We start from the raw sequence: 20,990 nt of genomic DNA, 5'->3' as shown, positions 1-20,990 counted from the left end.
CCATACCCTCCGTTACGGAATGCTGATGGACGATGGGAGATCGGATCACCGGCCGCGGACGCCGCAGACTTCGATCCCTGGCAGCGTCGGTTCAACTGGAAGCACCGGAGCCTCTTTAACCTCGGCGCCATAGCGAACCTGATGGACAGCCGGAGTCGCATGAGGGGACAAGCGTAATTTGATCATGCCGGTCGCCGACGCCGCAAACGAGCGTTCGGTCTGCCACAGTGCCGCCGACTCTGCCATACCATTGCAATCAACACGTTGCGACCGATCTTTCATGTTCTGTCTCAAAGCAGTGACGAATGTATGGTCGCAACGCTACCTGCAATCGATGACCGCAGTCCGCAATCGCCGTCATGGGTTGATGTCCCCTGCCCGCTATTCCCAGGAAAACAATTGTAGCCGCCTCTGTCGGTATGTCGGGTCCGCGACACGAAGCTGTTCGACCTCGTTCCTGGTCCACTTCCATTTAAACAATTGATATTACACCGATACTTCTTGCAAGAGGGCCTCTCTGCGTTGCCTGGCATGACTCTTGAAGCTTTGATCGCGACGCGGCAGGAACGACCAAACGTGACCTACTGACTGCCTCGCCCTAAGAGGAAACGTATGCTCAACGAAGGCCGGACCGCGAAGCCTGAACTTGTCGAAAGTCAGCTCATCGATGTAGTCGCGGCCATAGACGAAATTGCGGTGTCGTTCCCGGACAGGGTCGCGATTAAGCATGGTTCGGAAGAACTCACATATGGTGAGCTGCGAGTGCTGTCGGACAGAATTGCGGGCACCCTGCGAGAGCGCGGCGCAGAGGGCACCATCGTGGCCTATTACGGGGAACGAAGCCCCAATTGGGCGGCCACGGTAATCGCAATTCTGAAAATCGGCTCAACATACTTGCCGCTCGATCCATCCTTACCGGCCGCGCGCATTTCTTTCATGATCGAGCAGAGTGGATGCACACTGATCGTCGGGCCGGAAAAACCGGAAGCGTTCGGTCTGTTTCGGGAAAGCAGTAACGGCAAGCCACAATTCTTAACGGTGGAGACGGCGATCCTCGGCGGTGGCCTTGCCTCTCCTTCAATGCCAGCTTCGGCTGACGGCCGTCTCGCCTACATTCTTTTTACGTCCGGTTCGACGGGAAGACCCAAGGGAGTAATGGTCAAGCGCGCAGGCCTAAACAACCACTTGATGGCCAAGATCGATGCGCTCGAGCTCAGTGAGAAGGACTGTGTCGCGCAAACCGCCTCGCATTGCTTTGACATCTCGCTGTGGCAGCTCTTGGGAGGGTTATGCGTCGGCGGTTGCGTCGCGATCATGGATGATCCGACAGTGAGATCTCCGACGGCCCTTCTTCAAGCACTGCGGGCGCATCGGGTCACAATTGTCCAATTCGTTCCATCGGTGCTCGCCGTATTCGTTGAATACCTGCAGACACTCTCGGCCAAGGAGCGGCTTCTTCGCTTACGCATGGTCTCCACGGTCGGCGAGCCGCTGACGCCTGCCTTGGTGCGCGGCTGGCTGACACTCTATCCTCAGGCCCCGATTCTCAATCACTACGGCCCAACAGAATGTGCGGATGGGGTTACGCACCATTTGATATCTGTCCCACCAAGTACAGCTGACGCCTATGTGCCCATTGGCAAGCCGATTTCCAATCTTAAGGTTTATGTCGCCAATGGAATGCATCTGTGCAAGGCGGGAGAGATTGGCGAGATCTGTGTTAGCGGCGTCGGTGTGGCTGATGGTTACATCAACGATGTCGCGCGTACCAAAGCCGCATTTTTGTCTAACCCGTTTTCGGACGACACATCCTATCGGCAGCTCTACAAGACCGGCGATCTTGGACGCATCAGGACAGACGGCCTGCTGGAGTGCCTTGGTAGACAAGATCGTCAGATCAAGATCCGGGGGCACCGGATCGAACTTGGCGAGATCGAGTCTCGCCTCTGCGCTCATCCTTTGGTAAGCGCCGCTGTCGCTATCTCACCCCTCCACGAGAGCGTGAAGCTCACGGCCCGAGACATTACCAGCACCGACCGAGAAACTGGGCCACGACGAATAGTGGCCTATGTTTCGGCTCCCGCCGAACTTTCGGAAGGTGAGCTCCGCTGCTTTGTTGCCGAAACGCTTCCTGCCTATATGGTGCCGGAACGGATCATACGTGTCGATCGGATTCCGACCACCGGAAACGGGAAGGTTGACTTTGCGTCATTGCCTGATCCGACGACTGCTCGCCCGGAGCTGCTGAGTCTCTTCGAGGTGCCAAGGACGGAACTCGAAAGCACACTACGAGATATTTGGTCCAGCGTTCTTCGGCTCAAAGGTGTCGGCGTCAACGACCAATTCATGGACCTCGGCGGGGACTCGCTCCGGGCGATGCTTGTCTTGGCTCAGGTTGAGAGGCAGCTCGGGACGAAGGTGGATTTCAGGGTCGTTCTGAATGGGACTATCAGGTCGCTTGCCGCATCGATATCAAGCCAATCCAAAGCGACACACAACGTGCTTCCCGCGTGCGGGAAGGTCAGACGGGCGCCCCTGACGCGCGTGCAAGAACACCTTTGGTTTCTCTGGCAGCTCGACCCGACTGCGAAGAACTACATTATTCAGGGTGGCGTGCGTATCCGTGGTGTAATCGATCCGACCGCGTTCAACGCCGCCTGGAACGATGTCGTTCAGGCGCATGACGCGCTTTCGGCACGTTTCGTCGACCAGGACGGGCCGGTTCAGATTTTTGATGATCCGCAGAGCTCCGATCTAGAGTTGGTGGACGCCGGTCACCTGTCTCGACAGGAGGCCGAGGAACTCCTCGCGGAGCTGCGGCGGATAGAGCTCGACAAGCCCTTTGATCTCAGCCAGGGCCATTTGTTTCGCGCGCGCATGATCCGTCTTGGCCCGGACGACCATCTCATGCAGATAACCGCGCACGAAATCATCATAGATGCATGGTCAATCTCCGTCCTGCTCAGAGATCTGCAAACGAGATACTCCGATGCGTCCGCCTTTTCTCCAGCGGATCGCACATCACTCTCGACCTATGCGCTCTGGGAAAGTGTAAATGTCACAGGGAAATCGCTGAATGACCAGCGGCGCTATTGGCGTCAGCAGATTGGCGACAATCCTCCGGTACTTTCACTCGGAAATGATCGCCTGCGGCCGAAAGTGAGCTCCTACCGTGGGAACTCGCATGCGGTTCTCCTTGGTGGCGAACTGTCTGAGCAAGTGCGAGATTTCGCACGCCAGCGCAGGTGCACGACTTCCACCGTCCTATTGGCCTGCTTCAAGCTGCTGTTGCGGATGTATAGCGGCCAGGACGACGTTATCGTTGGTGTACCGCACGTGGTGCGCAGCCAGCCAGGCACCGAGGAGATCGTCGGATTTTTCCTCAATATGCTGCCAATCCGAACGACGATCGACGTCGATACGTCCTTCGTCGCTCACGTAACTCACGTGCAGGACCTCGTAAGCGATGCCATCGCGAACTCGGCCTATCCATTTAGCTGGATGGTCGGGGATACCCGATTCCACCGCGAGCCCGGTCGATCGCCGATCTTCCAAGTCATGTTCAACATGTACTCCGAGCCCGCGGAGCCACCCGGCAAACGCGATTTGGAAATGTCGTTTCGCGAATACGATACAGGTTTTGTGAAATTCGACCTCACGCTTTACGCGCAAGACGAAGGCGATGCAATTGCATTGCAGCTGGCTTATGCGGAAGACATATTTTCGAGCGATGAGATCGCCCGGATGGCCGATAATCTTCGCCATCTCATTGCTGCATGTGTCGAGAGATCGGCCGAGCCGATTGTCTCCCTAAGCGGCCTCGGCCCTTCGGAAGTCGCCATCCTAAACTCGCTTCAGGGCGTTGAGCGGTCATATGAAGACGAGCCTTCTCTGGTGGAAGCGTTCGATCAGGTGAGCGCTTCAAATATCGATCGGGTGGCTTATTTTGGCGAGTTCGGAGCAATCACGTTTGGCCAACTGCGCGAACGCATGGCTACGATCCGGTCCTTTCTGCGAACATGCGGGGTTGAGGCAGGCGACATCGTTGTCATGCTGGTCGACCGGTCGCCGGATGTAGCGGCCACGACTTTGGCAATCCGGGATTTGCAGGCAACTGTCGTGCCTATATCGCCAGATTACCCGAAGGAACGGATCGCCCATGTCGTAAGGGATAGCGGCGCGCATCTCCTTGTTCACGCTAGCCCAGACGAAGAGGTCGATTTCGGTGTGCCGAGCATTAGCCTGTCTACCCTGCAGGCCGGTTGCGAGGCTGGCCGGATCGCGTACCGAACCGGCGAACTGCCGGATGAGGGCGTATCCAGCTTAATATACACCTCATCCTCGACGGGTAAGGCGAAGGGGGTTCTCATACCGGAATCCGCAATACTAAATCGATTGAACTGGATGTGGCGATGCTTTCCCTTTGATGGCCTCGACGTGATGGTGGTACAGAAGACAGCGGGACTTATCGCTGCGATATGGGAATATTTCGGAGGGCTCCTGAGGGGGGTGCCTACGCTGATCCTGACGCATGAGCAGTTGCTCGACCCCGACCTTCTGTTGCCGGCATTGGGCAGGCATCACGTCACGCGGTTGTTCGCCTCGCCGTCCATTCTGTCCGGTTTAATCGCCTCGCAAGAGGGACATCCGAACACCACCACCTTGCGCCTGGTTACAAGCAGTGCTGAACCAATGCCGCCATCGCTTCCAGCTCGTTGGCGGGAGTGCTTTCCAGATGTGCCGCTATGGAATTTTTACGGCGCTACCGAGTGCGCGTCCAATGCAGCGGTGTACCGAACGTCGAACGCCGACGATGGCTCGTCAGCTGTGCCGGTCGGGCGCCCGATCGATAATGTGAAAATGTACGTCCTTGACGCCCAGTTGAAGCGGGTTCCAATCGGAGTCGCAGGTGAACTCTGCGTGGCAGGACGCTGCGTGAGCGCGGGATATTGGAAGGATCCCGAGCGAACAAACCACTGTTTCGTTCCAAACCCCTACGATGAAGGTCAATACAGCGTCCTTTATCGAAGTGGTGATATCGCCCGCGTCTCAGCCGAAGGACTTCTGGAGATTTGCGGTCGAGCGGACAACCAAATTCAGCTTCGGGGTTTCCGGATCGAGCTGGAAGAAATTGAGACGGCGCTCCTAGCTCATTCTCGAATTGCCCAGGCCGCCGCATTTGTCGAGGGCGAGGATGACGATCGGCGACTGATTGCTCTTGTGGTCCCAGCTGACGACGGCCTGATCTCAGGAGACATATTTAATCATCTGCGGCAGATGCTGCCCGCCTACATGATCCCGTCGGATGTCCGGACGGTGGAGCGTATGGCGCTTACCGCGAGCGGGAAGATAGATCGGGCTCGTCTCGCCTCGGTCTCATCCTTCGAGGTGCGAAGAACCAAATCCGCTGAGCCGCGGACGGAGCGCGAGCGACTCCTCGCCGATATCTGGCAAGAGCTGTTAGGCGTTAAATCCATTGGCATCGATGATAGTTTCTTCGATATCGGCGGAAATTCGCTCCTGAGTGTGCGGTGCGTTACACTGGCGCGCAAAGCGGGACTGAGCTTGGCGGTCAGCGAAATCCACCGCACACCAACGATCCGGGAACTGGCAAAAAACCAAACGGCGGTTGCGACTTGTGCCATGGCGGCTTCCGATGGACCGCTGCCAGTGACGCCTGCAGTCTCACATTGGAATAGTCGCGTCGGAATCGGTGAGCACTACAACATTGGCGATCTCTTCTTCATGCCCGCCGGCCTTTTGAATCTTTCTACCCTTGAACGCGCGCTTGCGCACGTCATCGCCCGTGAGGAAGGACTGAGGCTCCGAATCGCTGAAATGGAGAGCGGCCTGTCTCAGGTAATCGGATCGATACCACAACACTCCCTCATAGAAGAAATAGACCTTGTCGGTGTAGGCAGTTCGGAACAACTCGCGGCCATTGAGCGCGCCTGCGCGGAGCGTCAGCGCACATTTCGATTTGACGGTCGGACACCGCTTATCAGAGTCTCAGCCTTCCGGACGTCAGAGAGCGGCGATTACTATTTGCTAGTTCTGCTGCACCACTTTGTAGCGGATGGGGTTGGGTACAGACTGTTCCTGAATGCAATGGACACAGCTTACGATTCGTTTGCTGCCGGCCGGGTCGCCCCAGTTCCACAGACGACGACCCTGTCTCAATGGCTGGAGCACTTGGAAAAATACGCGAATGGCGAGGCGGCAACTGAACTCGAGCATTGGGAAGGCCTACGGCATGACTTGCTTGAGATCCGTGTGAACGACGCTGGGTCGGGTGCGGCGGGATTTTCAGCTGAAACTGCAAGGTGGCTCCACTATATAGGCTCTGAGGGGCATATCGATGAAGAATTCTGCAGGCCGCAGTGGAAAGACCAGGCCACATATCATCTAAAAATCAGTGAGGAGGCCACGGGGAAACTTCTCAAGGTTGCGGCGACGTCTGCGCATTGCGAAGATTTTGATCTGTTGCTTGGGGCTTTCTCGGGAGCATTTGGCCGCGCTTTCGGAAATTACTCCCTCTGGATTGACAGCCTCACCTCGACCAGGGGACGGCTGTTCGACGACATCGATCCCTCGCAAATCATCGGCTATATCGGTGAACTGGTGCCGCTTCCGTTATACCTGACCGGAACGGAGTCTCAACCAGACCGTGCCCGCTCTATATATCGGCAGCGCAGCTCGTTGCCGCGCCAAGGCATAGGTTTCCGAGCTTTGAAGTACTTGAACCGGCATCCGGCCGTGCGGGAGCGGATCGATCGTCTGCCGTTACCCCGCATCGGAGTGAACTATCGAGCGAGACTTCAACATCATTACCCGCGCCGTCTGCTATCCAGGGACCCTCACCCATTGTGGATCGGCGAAGATATGAACCAGTCGGTTATGAACTATCTCTTCTGGTTTCGCGTCGGCTACCAATCGGGCGAACTGCGAATCGAAACGAGATTTGATCCACGGCAAGTTGACTACGAAACGACCCGCAATCTCTGCACGATCTTACGCGAGGAGCTCCTGCAGACTGTCGATGCATTTTGAGAACCTGGCGCAACCGACCAATAACGAACGAGGCCATCGGAGCGACTGATGAAGGGCGAAGACGAACGCATGGCCTCGCCGGCGGAGCATATCAGCTTGCTGGACGGCAAGGTCTCCGGCCTCATCATGCGGCTTGCCATTCCGTCGATTATTGGTTTGTCGATCAATGCACTTCACCAGCTCGTGAACGCGATCTTTGTTGGAACGCTCGGCGCGCAGGCTATCGCCGCCGTCAGCATAACTTTGCCCATCGTAGTCCTGCTCACCGCAGTCGGACAGGGAATCGGCATTGGCACAGCATCGTTCGTGTCGCGCAATCTTGGCGCCGGCAACTCGTTGGAGGCAAGTCGGGGCGCGAGCTTGGCACTCGCTCTCGCGGCGCCGATCGGAGTCGTACTTACTGTCGCTCTGCTTTTCAATTTGCGCGACGTTCTCGCTTTGCTCGGCGCCAGTCCGACAATAATGCCTGTCGCATTCCACTACGCATGGACGCTCCTATTTGGTTACACTCTCATGCTGTTGAACATGGTCAACGGGTTCATCGTGAGGGCTGAGGGTAATACACGCTTCAGCATGTGGACCATGATCGCATCTTTTGCGCTGAATGCCCTGCTCGATCCGATTCTGATTTTTTCGCTGGATCTCGGGGTTCGCGGCGCGGCGCTCGCAACACTGTTGTCTCAGATCGCCGCCACCAGCTTCTACGTCCTATATTTCGTGAGGCAACGTGGAGTTGTCCGTGTCCGGCCCTCCTACATAAATTTGACGAGGGACCGAGTAAAGCAGATCGCCGCCATCGGAGCTCCCGCAACCATCACCGGAATCTTATCCGCTTTGGCGTTCATGCTCTTGAACAGGGCTGCGGCACCATTCGGCGACAATTACATTGCCGCTGTGGGGATAGCCGCACGATTGTTAACAATCGGGACGCTCCCGATTATGGGCCTGTGCATAGGCTCCCAGGCGGTTCTCGGTTTTAGTTGGGGAGCACAGGATTTCGCTCGAGTACAAAAGGCCGCGAAGTTCATGCTTTCCATAGCCGTTGGATTTTCAGCGAGCTTTTCTGCCGTGGTCGTGGTTTTTGCCCGCCCCATCGTCCGGCTATTGAGCGATAGCGAGGAAGTGACTGAAATCGCTGTCTCAACCTGCATTATGTTCCATCTTTTTTTCGGGCTCTTTGGTGTTCAGTACGTTGTCGTAACCATGCTTCAGTCGTTCGGGAGAGCACGTCTGAGCGCGGTCGTTTCCTTCGCGAGGCAGGGATATCTCTTCGTACCAGCCATACTGCTTTTGCCAGTTATTTGGGGGTTCAACGGATTATTGATCAGTCAGGCAGCTGCTGAGCTGTTGGCAGGGTTGCTGGCCGTGTTTGTAATACTCAGGCAGTTCGGCGATCTCAAAGGTATGCTCCTTTGCCGACGAGCGAACGATGAAGGCTTGGATCGTCGCTGACCCGCCTTTTCCAATGAGGAGGTCATGTTCCTCTTAGCTGCGAATGTTCAACCCCGTCAAACGACATGGGCGGGTAAACGCCAGCGGCCGCACGCGTTTCTGCATGAGGTCCGAACAAAAGTGTGTGCTCGAGCGAGAGGAGATCTCAGGTGATAGAGACGCTGCTCCCGTCAAATGTTGCCGTGCAGACTTGCCAAGCAAGTGAAGGCAACGGGGTGCAATTGATGGCCGAAGAAGAATGTGCAATTGCCAACGCTGTCATAAGCAGAAGGCGTGAATTCTCGATCGGGCGGGCCTGTGCCAGAGCAGCATTGGCCAAGCTTGGCTTTCTTCCGTGCGCGATACCAAGTGGTCCTCATCGGGAACCGCTTTGGCCATCCGGCATCGTCGGCAGCATAACACATTGTGCTGGATTCTATGGCGCGGCCGTGGCCCTCCAGAAGGACTACCTTGCGCTTGGAATCGATGCCGAAGTCGACGAGGAGCTGCCCTCAGGCGTGTTGTCACTCATTTCGGGTGACGAGGAGCGATATTGGATCGCCAACGCAGCCGGGCGGCTTAATTGGGGACGGCTGCTCTTTAGTGCTAAGGAGAGCATCTTCAAGGCGTGGTTCCCGCTCACACGTGAATGGTTGGGCTTCGAGGATGCCGTGGTCACTATCAGCCCGGACGATGGCTCATTTGTTGCTCGGCTTCCGCACAAACTCATGCCGGCCACCGGTCGCCCAGGGGAGCTCCGTGGGCGCTTCCGTATTGCAGATGGATTGATATTGACCGCAGTTTCCATCGAAGGGCCACGATCGAGGGGGATATCATGTTGCGCTTGAAACCGGTCGTGTTGAGGATTGCTGAGCGGCGGACGTTCGCCGTGAAGATCGCCAGGTTCCGCAACGGTAGGCAAGTTCGTGACGCAGCCCATCGGCGGCAAGAAGGCTGCGAAATTCGCCCAGGTCGAAGGGTTGAAGGATGAATGCCACTTCTCGCCGCCGAGGATCGTGCTACGGTCCGGCGCCGGATTTCGAAAGCGTAGGCGGCGTTCGATCGATCCGGCGCCTTCGGACTGAATTTCGCGTCCACAGGGTACGATCATCCTGAACTTCCGGCAGGGGTACGACATTGATGTACAGCGAACTTCTCGGTGCCATTGCCAATGTCGCCGCCATCCTGACAGCGCTGGTTGCAGTTGTTGCATACGGTCACTTCTTATGGGAGCGGCGTCAGAAACGGCGACGGCTCGAGAGCCACCTGCGCGATGAACGGCATGTGGGCTATACAGGTGAGCGTTCGCTCCTGCATCTTACCGCCCATCTCGGCATGTCCGAGGCCGAGGTCGTCGATGCGGCGTTCCGCAGCAAAGTTATCCGGCGCCGGGTGTCGGCTGATGATCAAGGCAGGCCGCATCAGCTGCTTCTGGTATACGAGACCGGCGATATTGAAGAGGACTATCCCACCCAGCCGGGTCGCGCTCGGTTCTAGGAGCTCATTAAGACACCGGTATGCTTGGTCGCGCTGAAAATGATCGAAGAAGCGGCGTTAACCTATTGATTTCACCCATCGGATAGTTTCGCTGGAAGCGGCACGGGAAGGGTTTTAAATCCAGCATTTCGCCTACCCTGAGGAAGAGATTGGTGAAAAGTCGCGCAGTTTCTTCACGATGCCCGACAGTACTTCGAGCACCCGATCGACATCCTCCTCGCGGTTGAAGCGTGAAAAGGAGAAGCGCACTGCCCCGCGTGAAGCGGAATAGGGGATGTTCATGGCCGCTAGAACGTGACTCGGCTCCGAGGAGCCAGAGGTGCAGGCAGAGCCAGAGGAGCAGGCGATGCCGTCACGGTTGAGAAGAAACTGTATGGCCTCGCCGTCGATGTTTTCGAAGGCAACGTTTGCGGTATTCGGCAACCGCGCCAGCGGGTCGCCGGTTACGAAAGCCTCGGGAATGCGCTCAAGGAGGCCGGTCTCCAATCGGTCGCGGAGCGCCTTTATCCGTTTGTTTTCCTCGTCCATGCGCCCCAAGGCGAGTTCGGCCGCCTTGCCGAGACCCACAATCCCGGGCGTATTCTCTGTGCCCCCGCGTCGGTCGCGCTCCTGATGGCCTCCCTTGATTAGCGAGGAGAAGGGCACACCGCGTTTTATATAGAGTGCGCCGACACCTTTTGGCCCGTGCAGCTTGTGGCCGGAGAGCGACAGCATATCGATTGCGGTCGATTTCAGGTCGATCGGGAGCTTGCCGACCGCCTGCACTGCATCCGTGTGGAAAAGTGTCCCGACTTTCTTGGCCATCTCCGCAAGCTTGGCCACAGGGAATATCGTACCTGTCTCGCTGTTGGCCCACATGATTGAAACGATTGCCACGCGATGGCTCAGGGCGGTCCGGTAGGCGTCAACGTCCAGGCGGCCAAAGTGATCCACCGGGATCCTGTGCACCTTGATGCCGCGCGTCTTCTCAAGATGCGTGCAGAGCGTCCGCACTGCCGGGTGCTCGACCGCCGACGTGACAACCTCTGTGCGCTCAGGCATCATCTCGAGCCCGGAAAGGATTGCCGCATTGTTGCTTTCGGTCCCCCCCGAGGTGAAAGTGATCTCATACTCGAACTTCGCACCGATCAGCGCTTGCAATTGTCGGCGCGCCGTCTTCAGCGCTACGCCTGCAGCGGCGCCAATGTCGTGCATCGACGAAGCGTTGCCAAACTGATCTGTAAAGAACGGCAGCATCGCCTGGAGAACTTCGGCATCGACGCATGTCGTCGCGTTGCTGTCGAGATAAATGCCCCTCAAAATACTCTCCGCTTAACCGAAATGACGCAAGGCTCACAACTGGCGAGCCTGTCGAGCCGCTGGGCGCCGACACTAAAGAAGTATTTCTTGACACCCTCGCGGTGATCCCGCAGGCCGTCATCCCTGTGGCGCCCAGCCCGGGGATTAGCCGCAACGCACTTCTCCCGCGTGAAAATTGTCGAGGAGAAAACCGGAGGAACCCAACGCAGCTCGCGACATTGCGGGTTGGGAGGCTGAGTCCGCGCAGCCCTTGGCCCCACCCGTTTCGACGGCAGCACCGCCCGCACGCGACCCGCTGTCCAAGCCGACAAAGTATTTGAGACCAGCGAGCCGCCTCCTTCTACCAAGATGCGTAAGACGCTGGCTCCTGAACCTGGGAAAGCGCGCCCTTGACTGCGTCGTTCTCTTGGTGCCGATATCCGTTCGCGAACGAAGATGCACGCAGCGTGCCAACGGAAAACTGTTCTAAAACAACATGAAAGCTCAAACTTCGCTATGTCGTATATGTCGTATGTCCGACACCGTCGAAGATTGCGGACGGATTAGGCGTGATTGCGGTAAAGGCACTCCTTGGGAAACGCTGTCGGCCGTGGGCGCTATCTCGCATGCTTGCTCGACAAGCAATATCGGGCCACGCTCGATCAGCCAGTTGGAATGCTGGGAAACGTCTCTCCCCGCGAGGCCGTCAAGACCGCAAAAGGTCGTGAAAAGACGGCTGAGTGGCTTAAGTACCTCGAGAATCGGTCGGCAAAACAGCCAGATCCTGCCGATCCTATGGCAACGTACGATTTCCGATGGATGTGGAGCGAACTCGGGATCCAAAGCCTGCGCAGATAGTCGCTACCGTATAGGCGTGTCCCTATCATGCACTGGGGCCCTCTCGCCCGTCAGACGGACGCCGTCAGACGAGGCCACCCATCCACTCCCCGTAACATACAGCTTCTGTGCTTTGGCCGAGCGTCTAGACTAAACGACGTTGACGCCGATGCGCTCGGCGAGGGTCAGCAGGTCAGAGAAAAGCTCGATCTCATCGACAATACTTCGCGTGGCACCCGCAAGCGCGAGGTGGCTTGCCGGAATGCGATCACCGAAGAGGACAACTGCGCGCGCACGATCGTCCTGGCGGGAAACCCAGCACAAGCCTTCAATAGCCTGGCACTGCTTGTGAATGGCCTCCGCCCACTTCCGCGTGCCAGGGTACTGGTCCTTTTCGGTATCAATGAGTTCGCTGCGGCGCAGTCCAAGCGACCTCAGCGCAGTCGAGCTCAGGTCGGCCAGCACCACGTCCCGTCTGGGCGTCACCGTCGAATAAACCTGGTCGGCAAGCTTGGCCTGATCGAACGTCTTCAGCCCCGGTGCGACCGGCACGTCGTGGAACACCGTCTCCATCGCGGCGCAGTCGAAGGTCGTTCCACCGTAAAGCGTGGGAATGCTTGCGCCGGCCGCGTTTTGAATTGGACTGAACCGGGCGTTCCCCATAATACCCGGATTGAAAGCACTCCCACCATAGAGGCTGAGGTGGATTCGGTGAATGACCTGGCCAGCAGGCCAAGTCATCGTCTTGATCAGTGTGCCAAGGTCGTTCTTAGGCTCGGGGACGGTTGTGCCCGAGACAGGCGGACGTTTCGTTCGCGACTTCCTGTCAGCCATGGAGGATGCCAGCTGCCTCGTCTTCGGCAGCGGCAACGACGCGTTCGGGCTCGCTGATAAGGAGATCCTGCGGCCTCTTTCCGCCGAGGAAGCTGTTGACCGAGGCAAACCAGTAGGCGAGTCTCCAATCGTCCTTCTTTCCCCGGAATGCGTCGAGCACCTTTCCCAAAGCCTTCACTGGCCGGAAGTCGGTCGAGGGATCCAGCGCGTATCCCGGGAAGTAATCGACGCCGCGATGCCGCACAGCAAAGACTTGCCCCTCCTTCTTCCATTTGTTCGGCTGGGCGCTGGGATTGCTGGCGCTGAAGCCAGCCACCTTCGCGACTTCGGCTGCTGTCAGCCAGTCACCACTTTCCAGCACCGCCTTACGCGCGTCCGCCACCATGCGCGCCTCGAGGAGCCTATGATGTGGCGGAGGAACCTCCGGCACGAGTGCCTCAATGATCGTATTGAAGGTCTCGTCTTGCCGGCGCTTGAGAATGGCACCGATCAAGGGAGCGAGGCCAGCGACCGTCTGAGCGAAAGCCTTGGCGGCGGACTCGCTGCCGTGCTCCATTGTCAGCGCGACAACCTGTTCGGCCTTTAGACGGCCGAGCCCGGTTCGGACCTGCTCCGGGGTTCCCGTGAGTGTCCCAACGCGAGAGAATTCGGCGGTTTTGTTGGCAGCGACCATGGAGATATCTCCCGATGCGATTATCATAGTTATATATGTAACATGATAATCAGAATCATCAAGGCTGATGAGGTTGTCCGCCAGACCTGCCAACTTGAGCAAGGTCAAGACGCGGTTCACGCTGCTCGAACCAAACGCCCCCTCACCACCACGGCACTTGCTTGGTCGCCCGCTGTGGCCGCCGCGAAACCGTAGATGGCTGCGGGGCGCGGCCCCTTGTTCGGGCCGGACCTTCAGCGGAAATGGCTTCGTAACGCGAGGAGGAGAGTGAGCTGAAATTCCGAACGAAGGTGAAAGAGTTGATTTTCTCCAGCGGGAAATCCGTTCGGTCGGCTGGGGCAAGACGAGTTTCCGTTCACGGCAGGGCCGGCAGCGCGAACCGGGGCGCTCACGGCCACCTCTATTTTCTACGGAAAAATCACGCTGGCGCTCCAACTGGTGGCGACAGCGGGCGGGACGACGGCGAGGCCGTGGACAACGGGTCCGGGTGGGACACCTTTTCACGAGTGCGCATGCGAGATCAGCGGCGAGGCGAGATAGGTAGGTCGAGTGAACGCGGTCTCGAGGAGCAGTGCTAAGCATGAGTTTGAGCCCATTTTCGGCGGCACGCTGATCTCATCGGCTGTCAGCGGTTGGTAAAAGTTGGCCGGTAGTGTCATGCCCGCGGTTAACTCAGGATTTCGCAATTGTTAAATAAGGTAAATGGCGGCATGTCGTGCAGCTGGGAGGCGATGCTGGAAGCGCCTGATTTGGCAGGCTATCCAATTCTGATGGGTCAAGGACTTTGGCATGGGCGAGCAGACGGAGCGCCCCGCTTTTTGCTTTGACGTCCAGGCTGTGCGGACAGCGGGCTGCGGCCTCGGCTTCGGTAGCAGTCAGTGCAATCTGTGCTCTGAGCGGTTCTGACAGCTAGTAGACGCGAGCAGCAGATCGCAGGCGAAGTGCTGCTCGTGAATAGGAGCGGCAGCCGCCCGACTCCCGTTTTCCACAGGCTCCGGCTTTCTCCAGGCGATTTGAGTGAGCCCGTTCAGGCATCCGCTGTTCGCTTCGCCCAAAGGGCGGAGTGGAAAACGGTGGCGCGCCGGAAGTTTTCTTCTAGGGGCCCAAAGTCGCCAGCCGACATCGCGCGGTCTCTTGTGATGCGGCTCGTACCGGATTTGCCAGTCGGGGAGCCTCGGGCGGCCGTGTTTCCAAATGGCACGATCGCTCACTTTTTGTTCACAATTGCTACCGCAGAGTGTTGACTACACGCCGATGGGTGGAAATGGTTGAGACCCGACCGGGGCGGCTACAGAGCCGCTGTCGCTAAATTTCTTCCCAGAATGGACCGTTCGAAGCACGATGGAAAAAACACAACTCAGGTCATTGGAGCCGTTTGCGCCGTTCGCTCAAGAGCTCGAAGTGATCCTCGACGCCGTTCCCCAACCGATTATCATTAAGGACGAGCTTTCTCGCTTCCGCTTCTTAAACGATGCCGCATGTGCACTTGTCGGGAGAGCGCGCAGTGATCTTATCGGCCGCACGGATTGCGACATTCTGCCGGCGGCAGAGGCCGATCGCATTCGTGAGATGGACAAACAGGTTCTTGAGGCGGGGGAGGAGCTCTCTTTTGAGGAAGACATCACTGTAGCCGACGGAACCGTCAAAAGCCTTGTGACACAGAAACGTCGCGTCGACCTCGCCAGGGGCGGCTCGAAGGAGAGGCTGCTCGTGGTGACGATCCTGGATGTGACCGCATGCCGTAAGGCAGAGGCGGAGCTCCGGGCCAGTGAAGAGCATTATCGGTCGTTGATCGAACTCCATCCCCAGGTCCCATGGACCGCCGATCGATCCGGAGAGGTTCTCGAACTCGGTCCGCGCTGGAAAGAGATCACCGGCTTCGAGGCTACCGATGCGCTCGGCACAGAGCGGGCGAAGGCGGTGCATCCCGATGATCTTGAGACCGTGGAGCGGCTGTGGTCGAGATCGCTTTCAACCGGCGACCCGCTGGATATCGAATTCCGGCTGGCGACCGCCGACGGAGGCTACCGTTGGTTTCGCAGTCGTGCGGCTGCACGAAAGGCGCGCGACGGCACGATCGTCCGGTGGTACGGGATCCTGGAAGATGTCGATGATCGCCGAAGAGCCTTGGAGGCCGCCAAGGAGAGCGAGGCCCGTTTCAGGGCAATCGCGGACGACGCGCCGGTGATGATTTGGGTAACCGATGAAAGCGGCGCTGCCACGTACCACAGTCGTCTTTGGCTCGAAACGACCGGCCAGACCGCCGAGCAGTCCCGAGGTCTTGGGTGGGCCGATGCAGTTCATCCGGACCACCGTCAAAAGGTTGAAGCAGGATTTGACGCGGCGATGCGCGTCCGAAAACCCGTCCAGGTGGAATATCGTCTCCGGCGTTCCGACGGCAGTTGGGCTTGGGTCATCGATCTCGGGCAGCCACGCTTTGCCTCCGACGAGCGGCTCCTCGGCTATGTTGGCATTGCGCTCGACATCACCGACCGCCGCAACGCGGAAGAAGAACGACTGCTGGCGCAAAAACAAATGCACCACATGGCACGACACGATGCATTGACGGGATTGCCGAATCGTCAATTTCTCCGCGAGGAGTTCGAACGCTTTTCGGGCAACATCGTGCCGGGCACGAAAATGGCAATTCTCTGCCTTGATCTCGATGGCTTCAAGGCGATCAATGACGCCTATGGTCGAGCCAGCGGCGACCTGCTGCTGCGCCGTGTCGCCGAGCGGCTGCGCAATTGTGTCAAGCAATCCGACATCCTCTGCCGGCTGGGAGGCGACGAATTCGTCGTCTTGCGCACCGGCATCAAGAGCAATGACGAAGCGCGCAACCTTGCTCAGCAGCTTATCGATGTCGTTGAAGTGCCGTATGAGCTCCCAGGAACGCATGTCGATCTTGGAGTGTTTGTCGGGCTTGCGGCTGCTCCCAAGGGTGGCCATTCGGTCGACGAGCTTATCCAGGCTGCCGATATTGCGCTTGATCAGGCCAAAGCCGGTGGCCGCGGCACATATGTAGAGTATGAGTCGGGGATGGACGAACATCTCCAGGCAAAACAACAGATGAAGGTTTTGCTTCGGCGCGCGCTCGCAAATGCCGAGCTGGAAGTTCACTACCAGCCGCTGGTCAACCTCCACACAGGCCGGATCTCGACCTGTGAGGCGCTGGTCCGCTGGAAGCATCCGGAACGAGGGCCGGTGTCTCCGGCAGAGTTCATACCGGTTGCCGAGGAAACCGGCCTCATTGTTCCGCTCGGAGAATGGATTCTGCGTGAGGCATGTACGGAGGCAGCCAAGTGGCCCGCCCATCTCGGTGTCGCGGTAAACCTTTCTCCACTGCAATTTAGAAACCGGCAGCTCGCCTCCTCCGTCCGCGACATCCTTAGCGCAGCCAGCCTTGACGCCTCACGCTTGCAGCTCGAGATAACCGAGTCGGTGTTGCTCGATGAAAGCGATGGCAACCTGCATGCCCTTCAGGAGATCCGGCGCCTTGGCGTGAAGATAGCGCTGGACGATTTCGGGACCGGCTTTTCGTCACTGAGTTATCTGAGAACCTTTCCCTTCGACAAGATAAAGGTCGACCGCAGCTTCATTTTCGACTTGCCGGCCGGAAAGGAATCGCTGGCGATCCTCAGGGCGGTTGCCGGAATTGGGCGCACGCTGGGAATCACAACAACCGTCGAAGGCGTGGAGACTGCAGACCAGCTCGAGATTATCAAGGCCGAAGGCTTCGATGAGGCGCAAGGTTACCTCTTCGCACGCCCCCTGCCCGCTGCACAGTTACTGGAGCTTATGCAGTCATGGCAGGACAAAACCTCGCCCTAGCTGTTTGATCCCGGGTTTTAATGGTGCATCATTTTCCTTGGAGTGGAGGGAAGCACTATGGGCCAGGTTCTACACGGGAGCGCCACGACGACAGAGGCAATCCGTCGAGCAATACAAAATAGTGAAGAGAGCCTGAGAACGCTTTCGAAGCGTTATGGGATCAATCAAAAGACAGTAGCCAAGTGGAAGAAACGGACATCGTTGGCCGACCTGCCGACGGGTCCGAAAGAGCCGCACTCGACGATACTTTCAATGGAGGAGGAAGCCGTCATTGTCGCCTTCCGCAGGCACACGTTACTGCCTCTGGACGATTGCCTCTATGCGCTCCAGCCGACAATCCCGCATCTGACGCGTTCATCTTTGCATCGATGCTTGCAACGTCACGGCATTTCTCGCCTGCCTGATGTTGAAGGCGATAAGGAGCCGAAAAAGAAGTTCAAGAGCTACCCGATTGGCTACTTCCATATCGATATTGCCGAGGTGCAGACGGCTGAGGGCAAGCTCTATCTCTTTGTGGCAATTGACCGAACATCCAAGTTCGCCTTCGCTGAGCTCTATACCAAAGCCGGCAAGATGAACGCCGCCCAGTTCCTGCGCAATCTGATAGCGGCGGTGCCCTACACCATCCATACCATCCTGACCGATAATGGCATTCAGTTCACCAATCGGGCCTGTGACCTACACGCCTTCCATCACATCTTCGATCGGGTCTGCGACGAGAACGATATTGAGCATCGTCTGACCAAGGTGAAGCACCCCTGGACCAACGGACAGGTCGAGCGGATGAACCGCACCATCAAGGAAGCCACCGTCAAGCGCTTCCACTACGACGATCACGCGCAACTGCAAAAGCATCTTGCCAACTTCATCGACGCCTACAACTTCGGGCGAAGATTGAAGACGCTCAAGGGCCTCACGCCCTACGAGTTCATCTGCAAGCAGTGGACATCCGAGCCAAAAAGATTCAGGTTAAACCCAATCCATCAAATGCCGGGACTGAACACCTAGCCCATTTGCCCGACCGACTGCCGAAGGTGGCTCTCTGTTCGGCCTTGTTCGTCTTGGCAGTGCAGAGAGAAAAGCCTCCACTGCTGCCACGACAACAGGGAGGCTTCGCGCCCGAGCGTTCGAATTCAAGGGGCCGTCCGACAATAGGAAAACGCACTGCAACAGGAATCTAGCTCACGGCAGGCTAGCTGCCGATGACGAGACCGTCGGTGGCGTTTGGGTATTTTCTACCCACACAGCGAATCGTAGGGTTTCCGAGCCTGCATCCTCAGGACTGATAAGAGGCTGGCGATCTCGATCAAGCAGCGTTGGAACCAATTCAGAACGCCGGAGTTTGTGTTCGTCGCCCTCACCTCAGCGGACAAGGCAAAAGCAGCGGCGTCCTCCAACCTCTCGAAGGACGCCGCACTTTCTGTGCGCTATCTCACGCACATCCTGCATTGAGGTCGCACCGAGGGAGACAAGCGTCGGTCCAGACATAAACGGATTTCGGCTTCGCTTATGCCGTCAAGAAGGCAATCTCGGTAGCGCGACTGCCAAGCGCTATCCACCGAAGGCACGATCTTTCAAAGGTCGAGACGTCGTGATGAACACCCGGCAAAAATTGAGTCCGCGATATCCCTAAACCCATCGACGAATTTGAACGGCCAAATCAAAGACTCGACGTCGTACGCGCCCGGTCCTGCGCCGCATAGGGGCGCTCAGCAGCTACAAAGGCTCCTGTGGGTTCTCCCGTGGCTGCAATGGCAGTCCATAAGCACGCATCTTGTTGTACAGCGTCTTACGCGAAACTCCGAGATAACGCGCCGTTTCTCCGCGGCGGAAGCGATGGCGGTGAAGCGCGTCGAGAATCCATTCCCGTTCGTCTCCGGCATGCGGCTGCGGCGCGTCGGCGTCGCCCAAGGGCGGCAGATGCTCGGCCTTGATCCAGTCGCCTTCGCAGCGAATGGCGGCAGTTTCAAGCACGGATCGCAGCTCACGGATGTTCTCGGGCCAGCCATAGGTCATGAGAACACGATAGGCCGAGTGATCCACCGACAGCTTTCGGCTGCGACGATCCTTTCTGAGCGCCTGGAGGAAATGCTCGGCAAGGAGGGGAAGGTCTTCGAGGCGATCGCGCAAATTGGGAAGGAAGACGTGTCCGGGGGACAGGCGCGACTCCAGCGAAGGAATGAGTTGTCCGCTTGAGTCGAGCTCAGAGAGCGGCCGCGTCGATGTCAGGATCAAGCGACCCTCGAACCGCCCTCTGTCGTTATCGCCGAGACGCCGGTAGACCCCTGTCTCGATGACTTCCATCAGCCGTTTCTGGGCATCGACGCACAGGCATTCGACATTCTCGACCAGCAGGGTTGCCTTGGGCTGGTAGGCAAGCAGCCCAAGCATCTTTCGACCGCCGTCGCTCGGGGCCAAGCCGAACAGCGATTCTCCACTGGCGTCCGCGGTGCTCGCGCTGATCAGTTTGCTCCCGGGACGTCTGGCGGCTTCCTGGATGGCCCGTGCCAGAAGCTTCTTGCCTGTTCCGGCTCCCCCGGTGATCAGAACCGGTAGCGGAGACGCCGCGAGCTTTTCGATTCGTTGCTTGATTTGCTGGATAGACGGTGACCGACCGACGATTGAGTATTCGCGCTGCACATGTTCGAGCTGGCGCTCCAGTTCATCGATCCGCTTTTGCAACGTGCCGACAGATTTGAAGGCGGACGTAATCTGCTCCATCGAGGCCTCGAGCGGCACACGATCAATGGTAGAGCCGCCGATGTATCCGTCCGCTTTGGACACGGCCGATACCTCGTACATTTGGTCCGGGCTGACGATGGGACCGCCCTCCAGAACACAAAGAGTATCCTCTGAAATGCTGCGTATCCGACGGAAGACGATCTTGGCATACTCGGCCGCTTGAGTGAGGCTGAGCCCGCTGCGGCTCCCCACGGTTCCTCCGACATTCCAGCCGAGATTGAGATTGATGATGTCCACACCGGCCTCCGCGGCCTGCTGAGCCTCTGCCACTGTTCGAACATAGGCGAGAGTCGCCATGCTTCTTCTCTGGGCGGCACGAAGCATTTCAAGTTCACGCTGGAATCCCAGCCCTGCTCGCTCGATGTCAGCCCGAAAACGTCCATCAAGGAAGATGGCGGTCGGGAAGTTGACGATCGCACCGAAGCCGGCATCGGCAATTCTCTCCAGTTCAGCCTCTATCGAGCAGCGGGGATCGAAGGCACTGGCGCCGAAGAACACCGGGACCTTGGCATGCGGCAGGATTTCCGATTGGGCGAAATCGAGGACGAAGTCGTTGCTGCTTCGCAATGCGAGCAGGGAAAAAATGGAAGGGGCGCCCATGCTGCGCAAACGCCCGGCATTCAGCGCGAGGATGAAGTCTGCTCCACCGCGCGAGGCAGCCTGGGCGGCCAATCCTGTGCCGATTGCAGCGCCCACGAGAGTGGTGTTCGGCTTGTCGAGGGTAGATTTGAGCGTCGCGACGATCTCTGCTCTTGCGGGTGCGCGAGCTGATGATGATGGAAGCGACCCCGAAGTGTGAACGAGCAGATCAGCCATT

11 protein-coding genes and 1 pseudogene are annotated in these 20,990 nt (G+C 58.0%); 7 read left to right on the top strand and 5 right to left on the bottom strand.

Annotated elements, in window-relative coordinates; translation table 11 throughout:
* Positions 1-45: 45 nt before the first annotated feature.
* Complete coding sequence (locus RHIBR816_RS0130200; protein ID WP_157628269.1) at positions 46-282, bottom strand: hypothetical protein; 237 nt, start codon at positions 280-282, stop codon at positions 46-48.
* 330 nt (positions 283-612) lie between these two features.
* Here RHIBR816_RS0130200 and RHIBR816_RS0130195 point away from each other — a divergent pair, with 330 nt between their 5' ends.
* From RHIBR816_RS0130195 to RHIBR816_RS0130175, 4 genes are all read left to right on the top strand, one after another.
* On the top strand, positions 613-7,050 hold the full coding sequence (locus RHIBR816_RS0130195) for a non-ribosomal peptide synthetase (protein WP_018240326.1): 6,438 nt from the start codon (positions 613-615) through the stop codon (positions 7,048-7,050).
* Positions 7,051-7,098: 48 nt separating this feature from the next.
* Positions 7,099-8,502: an MATE family efflux transporter gene (locus tag RHIBR816_RS0130190; RefSeq protein ID WP_018240325.1), complete on the top strand. Its 1,404-nt coding sequence runs from the start codon at positions 7,099-7,101 to the stop codon at positions 8,500-8,502.
* A 149-nt stretch (positions 8,503-8,651) separates the two neighbouring features.
* The gene (locus RHIBR816_RS0130185; RefSeq protein ID WP_018240324.1) at positions 8,652-9,329 is read left to right on the top strand and encodes a 4'-phosphopantetheinyl transferase; all 678 of its coding nucleotides are present in this window, start codon (positions 8,652-8,654) and stop codon (positions 9,327-9,329) included.
* Positions 9,330-9,621: 292 nt separating this feature from the next.
* A complete protein-coding gene (locus RHIBR816_RS0130175) occupies positions 9,622-9,978 on the top strand; it encodes a hypothetical protein (RefSeq protein ID WP_018240322.1) in 357 nt (118 codons plus the stop codon).
* 132 nt (positions 9,979-10,110) lie between these two features.
* Here the strand turns inward: RHIBR816_RS0130175 and nifS are convergent, their stop codons facing one another.
* Entirely contained in the window at positions 10,111-11,277 is a 1,167-nt protein-coding gene (gene nifS, locus RHIBR816_RS0130170; RefSeq protein ID WP_018240321.1) for a cysteine desulfurase NifS, read from the bottom strand.
* 609 nt (positions 11,278-11,886) lie between these two features.
* Here nifS and RHIBR816_RS38645 point away from each other — a divergent pair.
* Positions 11,887-12,114, top strand: a pseudogene (locus RHIBR816_RS38645) (hypothetical protein); the annotation flags it as partial.
* Positions 12,115-12,243: 129 nt separating this feature from the next.
* On the opposite strand, the gene RHIBR816_RS0130160 reads toward RHIBR816_RS38645, so the two are convergent.
* The gene (locus RHIBR816_RS0130160) at positions 12,244-12,927 is read right to left on the bottom strand and encodes an RES family NAD+ phosphorylase (protein WP_018240319.1); all 684 of its coding nucleotides are present in this window, start codon (positions 12,925-12,927) and stop codon (positions 12,244-12,246) included.
* Positions 12,920-13,708, bottom strand: a complete 789-nt coding sequence (locus RHIBR816_RS0130155) for a hypothetical protein (RefSeq protein ID WP_245262772.1) — start codon at positions 13,706-13,708, stop codon at positions 12,920-12,922. The genes RHIBR816_RS0130160 and RHIBR816_RS0130155 overlap by 8 nt, the downstream gene beginning before the upstream one ends.
* A gap of 1,233 nt (positions 13,709-14,941) precedes the next feature.
* Here RHIBR816_RS0130155 and RHIBR816_RS0130150 point away from each other — a divergent pair.
* Both RHIBR816_RS0130150 and RHIBR816_RS0130145 read left to right on the top strand, forming a co-directional pair.
* Positions 14,942-17,431, top strand: a complete 2,490-nt coding sequence (locus tag RHIBR816_RS0130150; protein ID WP_034817253.1) for an EAL domain-containing protein — start codon at positions 14,942-14,944, stop codon at positions 17,429-17,431.
* A gap of 57 nt (positions 17,432-17,488) precedes the next feature.
* Entirely contained in the window at positions 17,489-18,439 is a 951-nt protein-coding gene (locus RHIBR816_RS0130145) for an IS481 family transposase (protein ID WP_084811352.1), read from the top strand.
* 708 nt (positions 18,440-19,147) lie between these two features.
* Here the strand turns inward: RHIBR816_RS0130145 and RHIBR816_RS0130140 are convergent.
* Positions 19,148-20,989 carry a sigma-54-dependent Fis family transcriptional regulator gene (locus RHIBR816_RS0130140; RefSeq protein WP_026187605.1) on the bottom strand — a complete coding sequence of 614 codons (1,842 nt, stop codon included), beginning with the start codon at positions 20,987-20,989 and terminating at the stop codon, positions 19,148-19,150.
* Position 20,990 lies beyond the last annotated feature (1 nt).

It is taken from the genome of Ensifer sp. BR816 (assembly GCF_000378985.1).
In the GTDB taxonomy this organism is placed as follows: domain Bacteria; phylum Pseudomonadota; class Alphaproteobacteria; order Rhizobiales; family Rhizobiaceae; genus Sinorhizobium.
The sequence above is the reverse complement of the archived record's forward strand: the minus strand, read 5'-3'. Positions and strand labels throughout refer to the sequence as shown.

Excerpts from the sequence above, each read along its gene's own strand:
- RHIBR816_RS0130200 (WP_157628269.1), bottom strand. The coding sequence starts at position 282 with ATGAAAGATCGGTCGCAACGTGTTGATTGCAATGGTATGGCAGAGTCG.
- RHIBR816_RS0130195 (WP_018240326.1), top strand. The coding sequence starts at position 613 with ATGCTCAACGAAGGCCGGACCGCGAAGCCTGAACTTGTCGAAAGTCAG.
- RHIBR816_RS0130190 (WP_018240325.1), top strand. The coding sequence starts at position 7,099 with ATGAAGGGCGAAGACGAACGCATGGCCTCGCCGGCGGAGCATATCAGC.
- RHIBR816_RS0130175 (WP_018240322.1), top strand. The coding sequence starts at position 9,622 with ATGTACAGCGAACTTCTCGGTGCCATTGCCAATGTCGCCGCCATCCTG.
- RHIBR816_RS0130160 (WP_018240319.1), bottom strand. The coding sequence starts at position 12,927 with ATGGCTGACAGGAAGTCGCGAACGAAACGTCCGCCTGTCTCGGGCACA.
- RHIBR816_RS0130150 (WP_034817253.1), top strand. The coding sequence starts at position 14,942 with ATGGAAAAAACACAACTCAGGTCATTGGAGCCGTTTGCGCCGTTCGCT.
- RHIBR816_RS0130145 (WP_084811352.1), top strand. The coding sequence starts at position 17,489 with ATGGGCCAGGTTCTACACGGGAGCGCCACGACGACAGAGGCAATCCGT.
- RHIBR816_RS0130140 (WP_026187605.1), bottom strand. The coding sequence starts at position 20,989 with ATGGCTGATCTGCTCGTTCACACTTCGGGGTCGCTTCCATCATCATCA.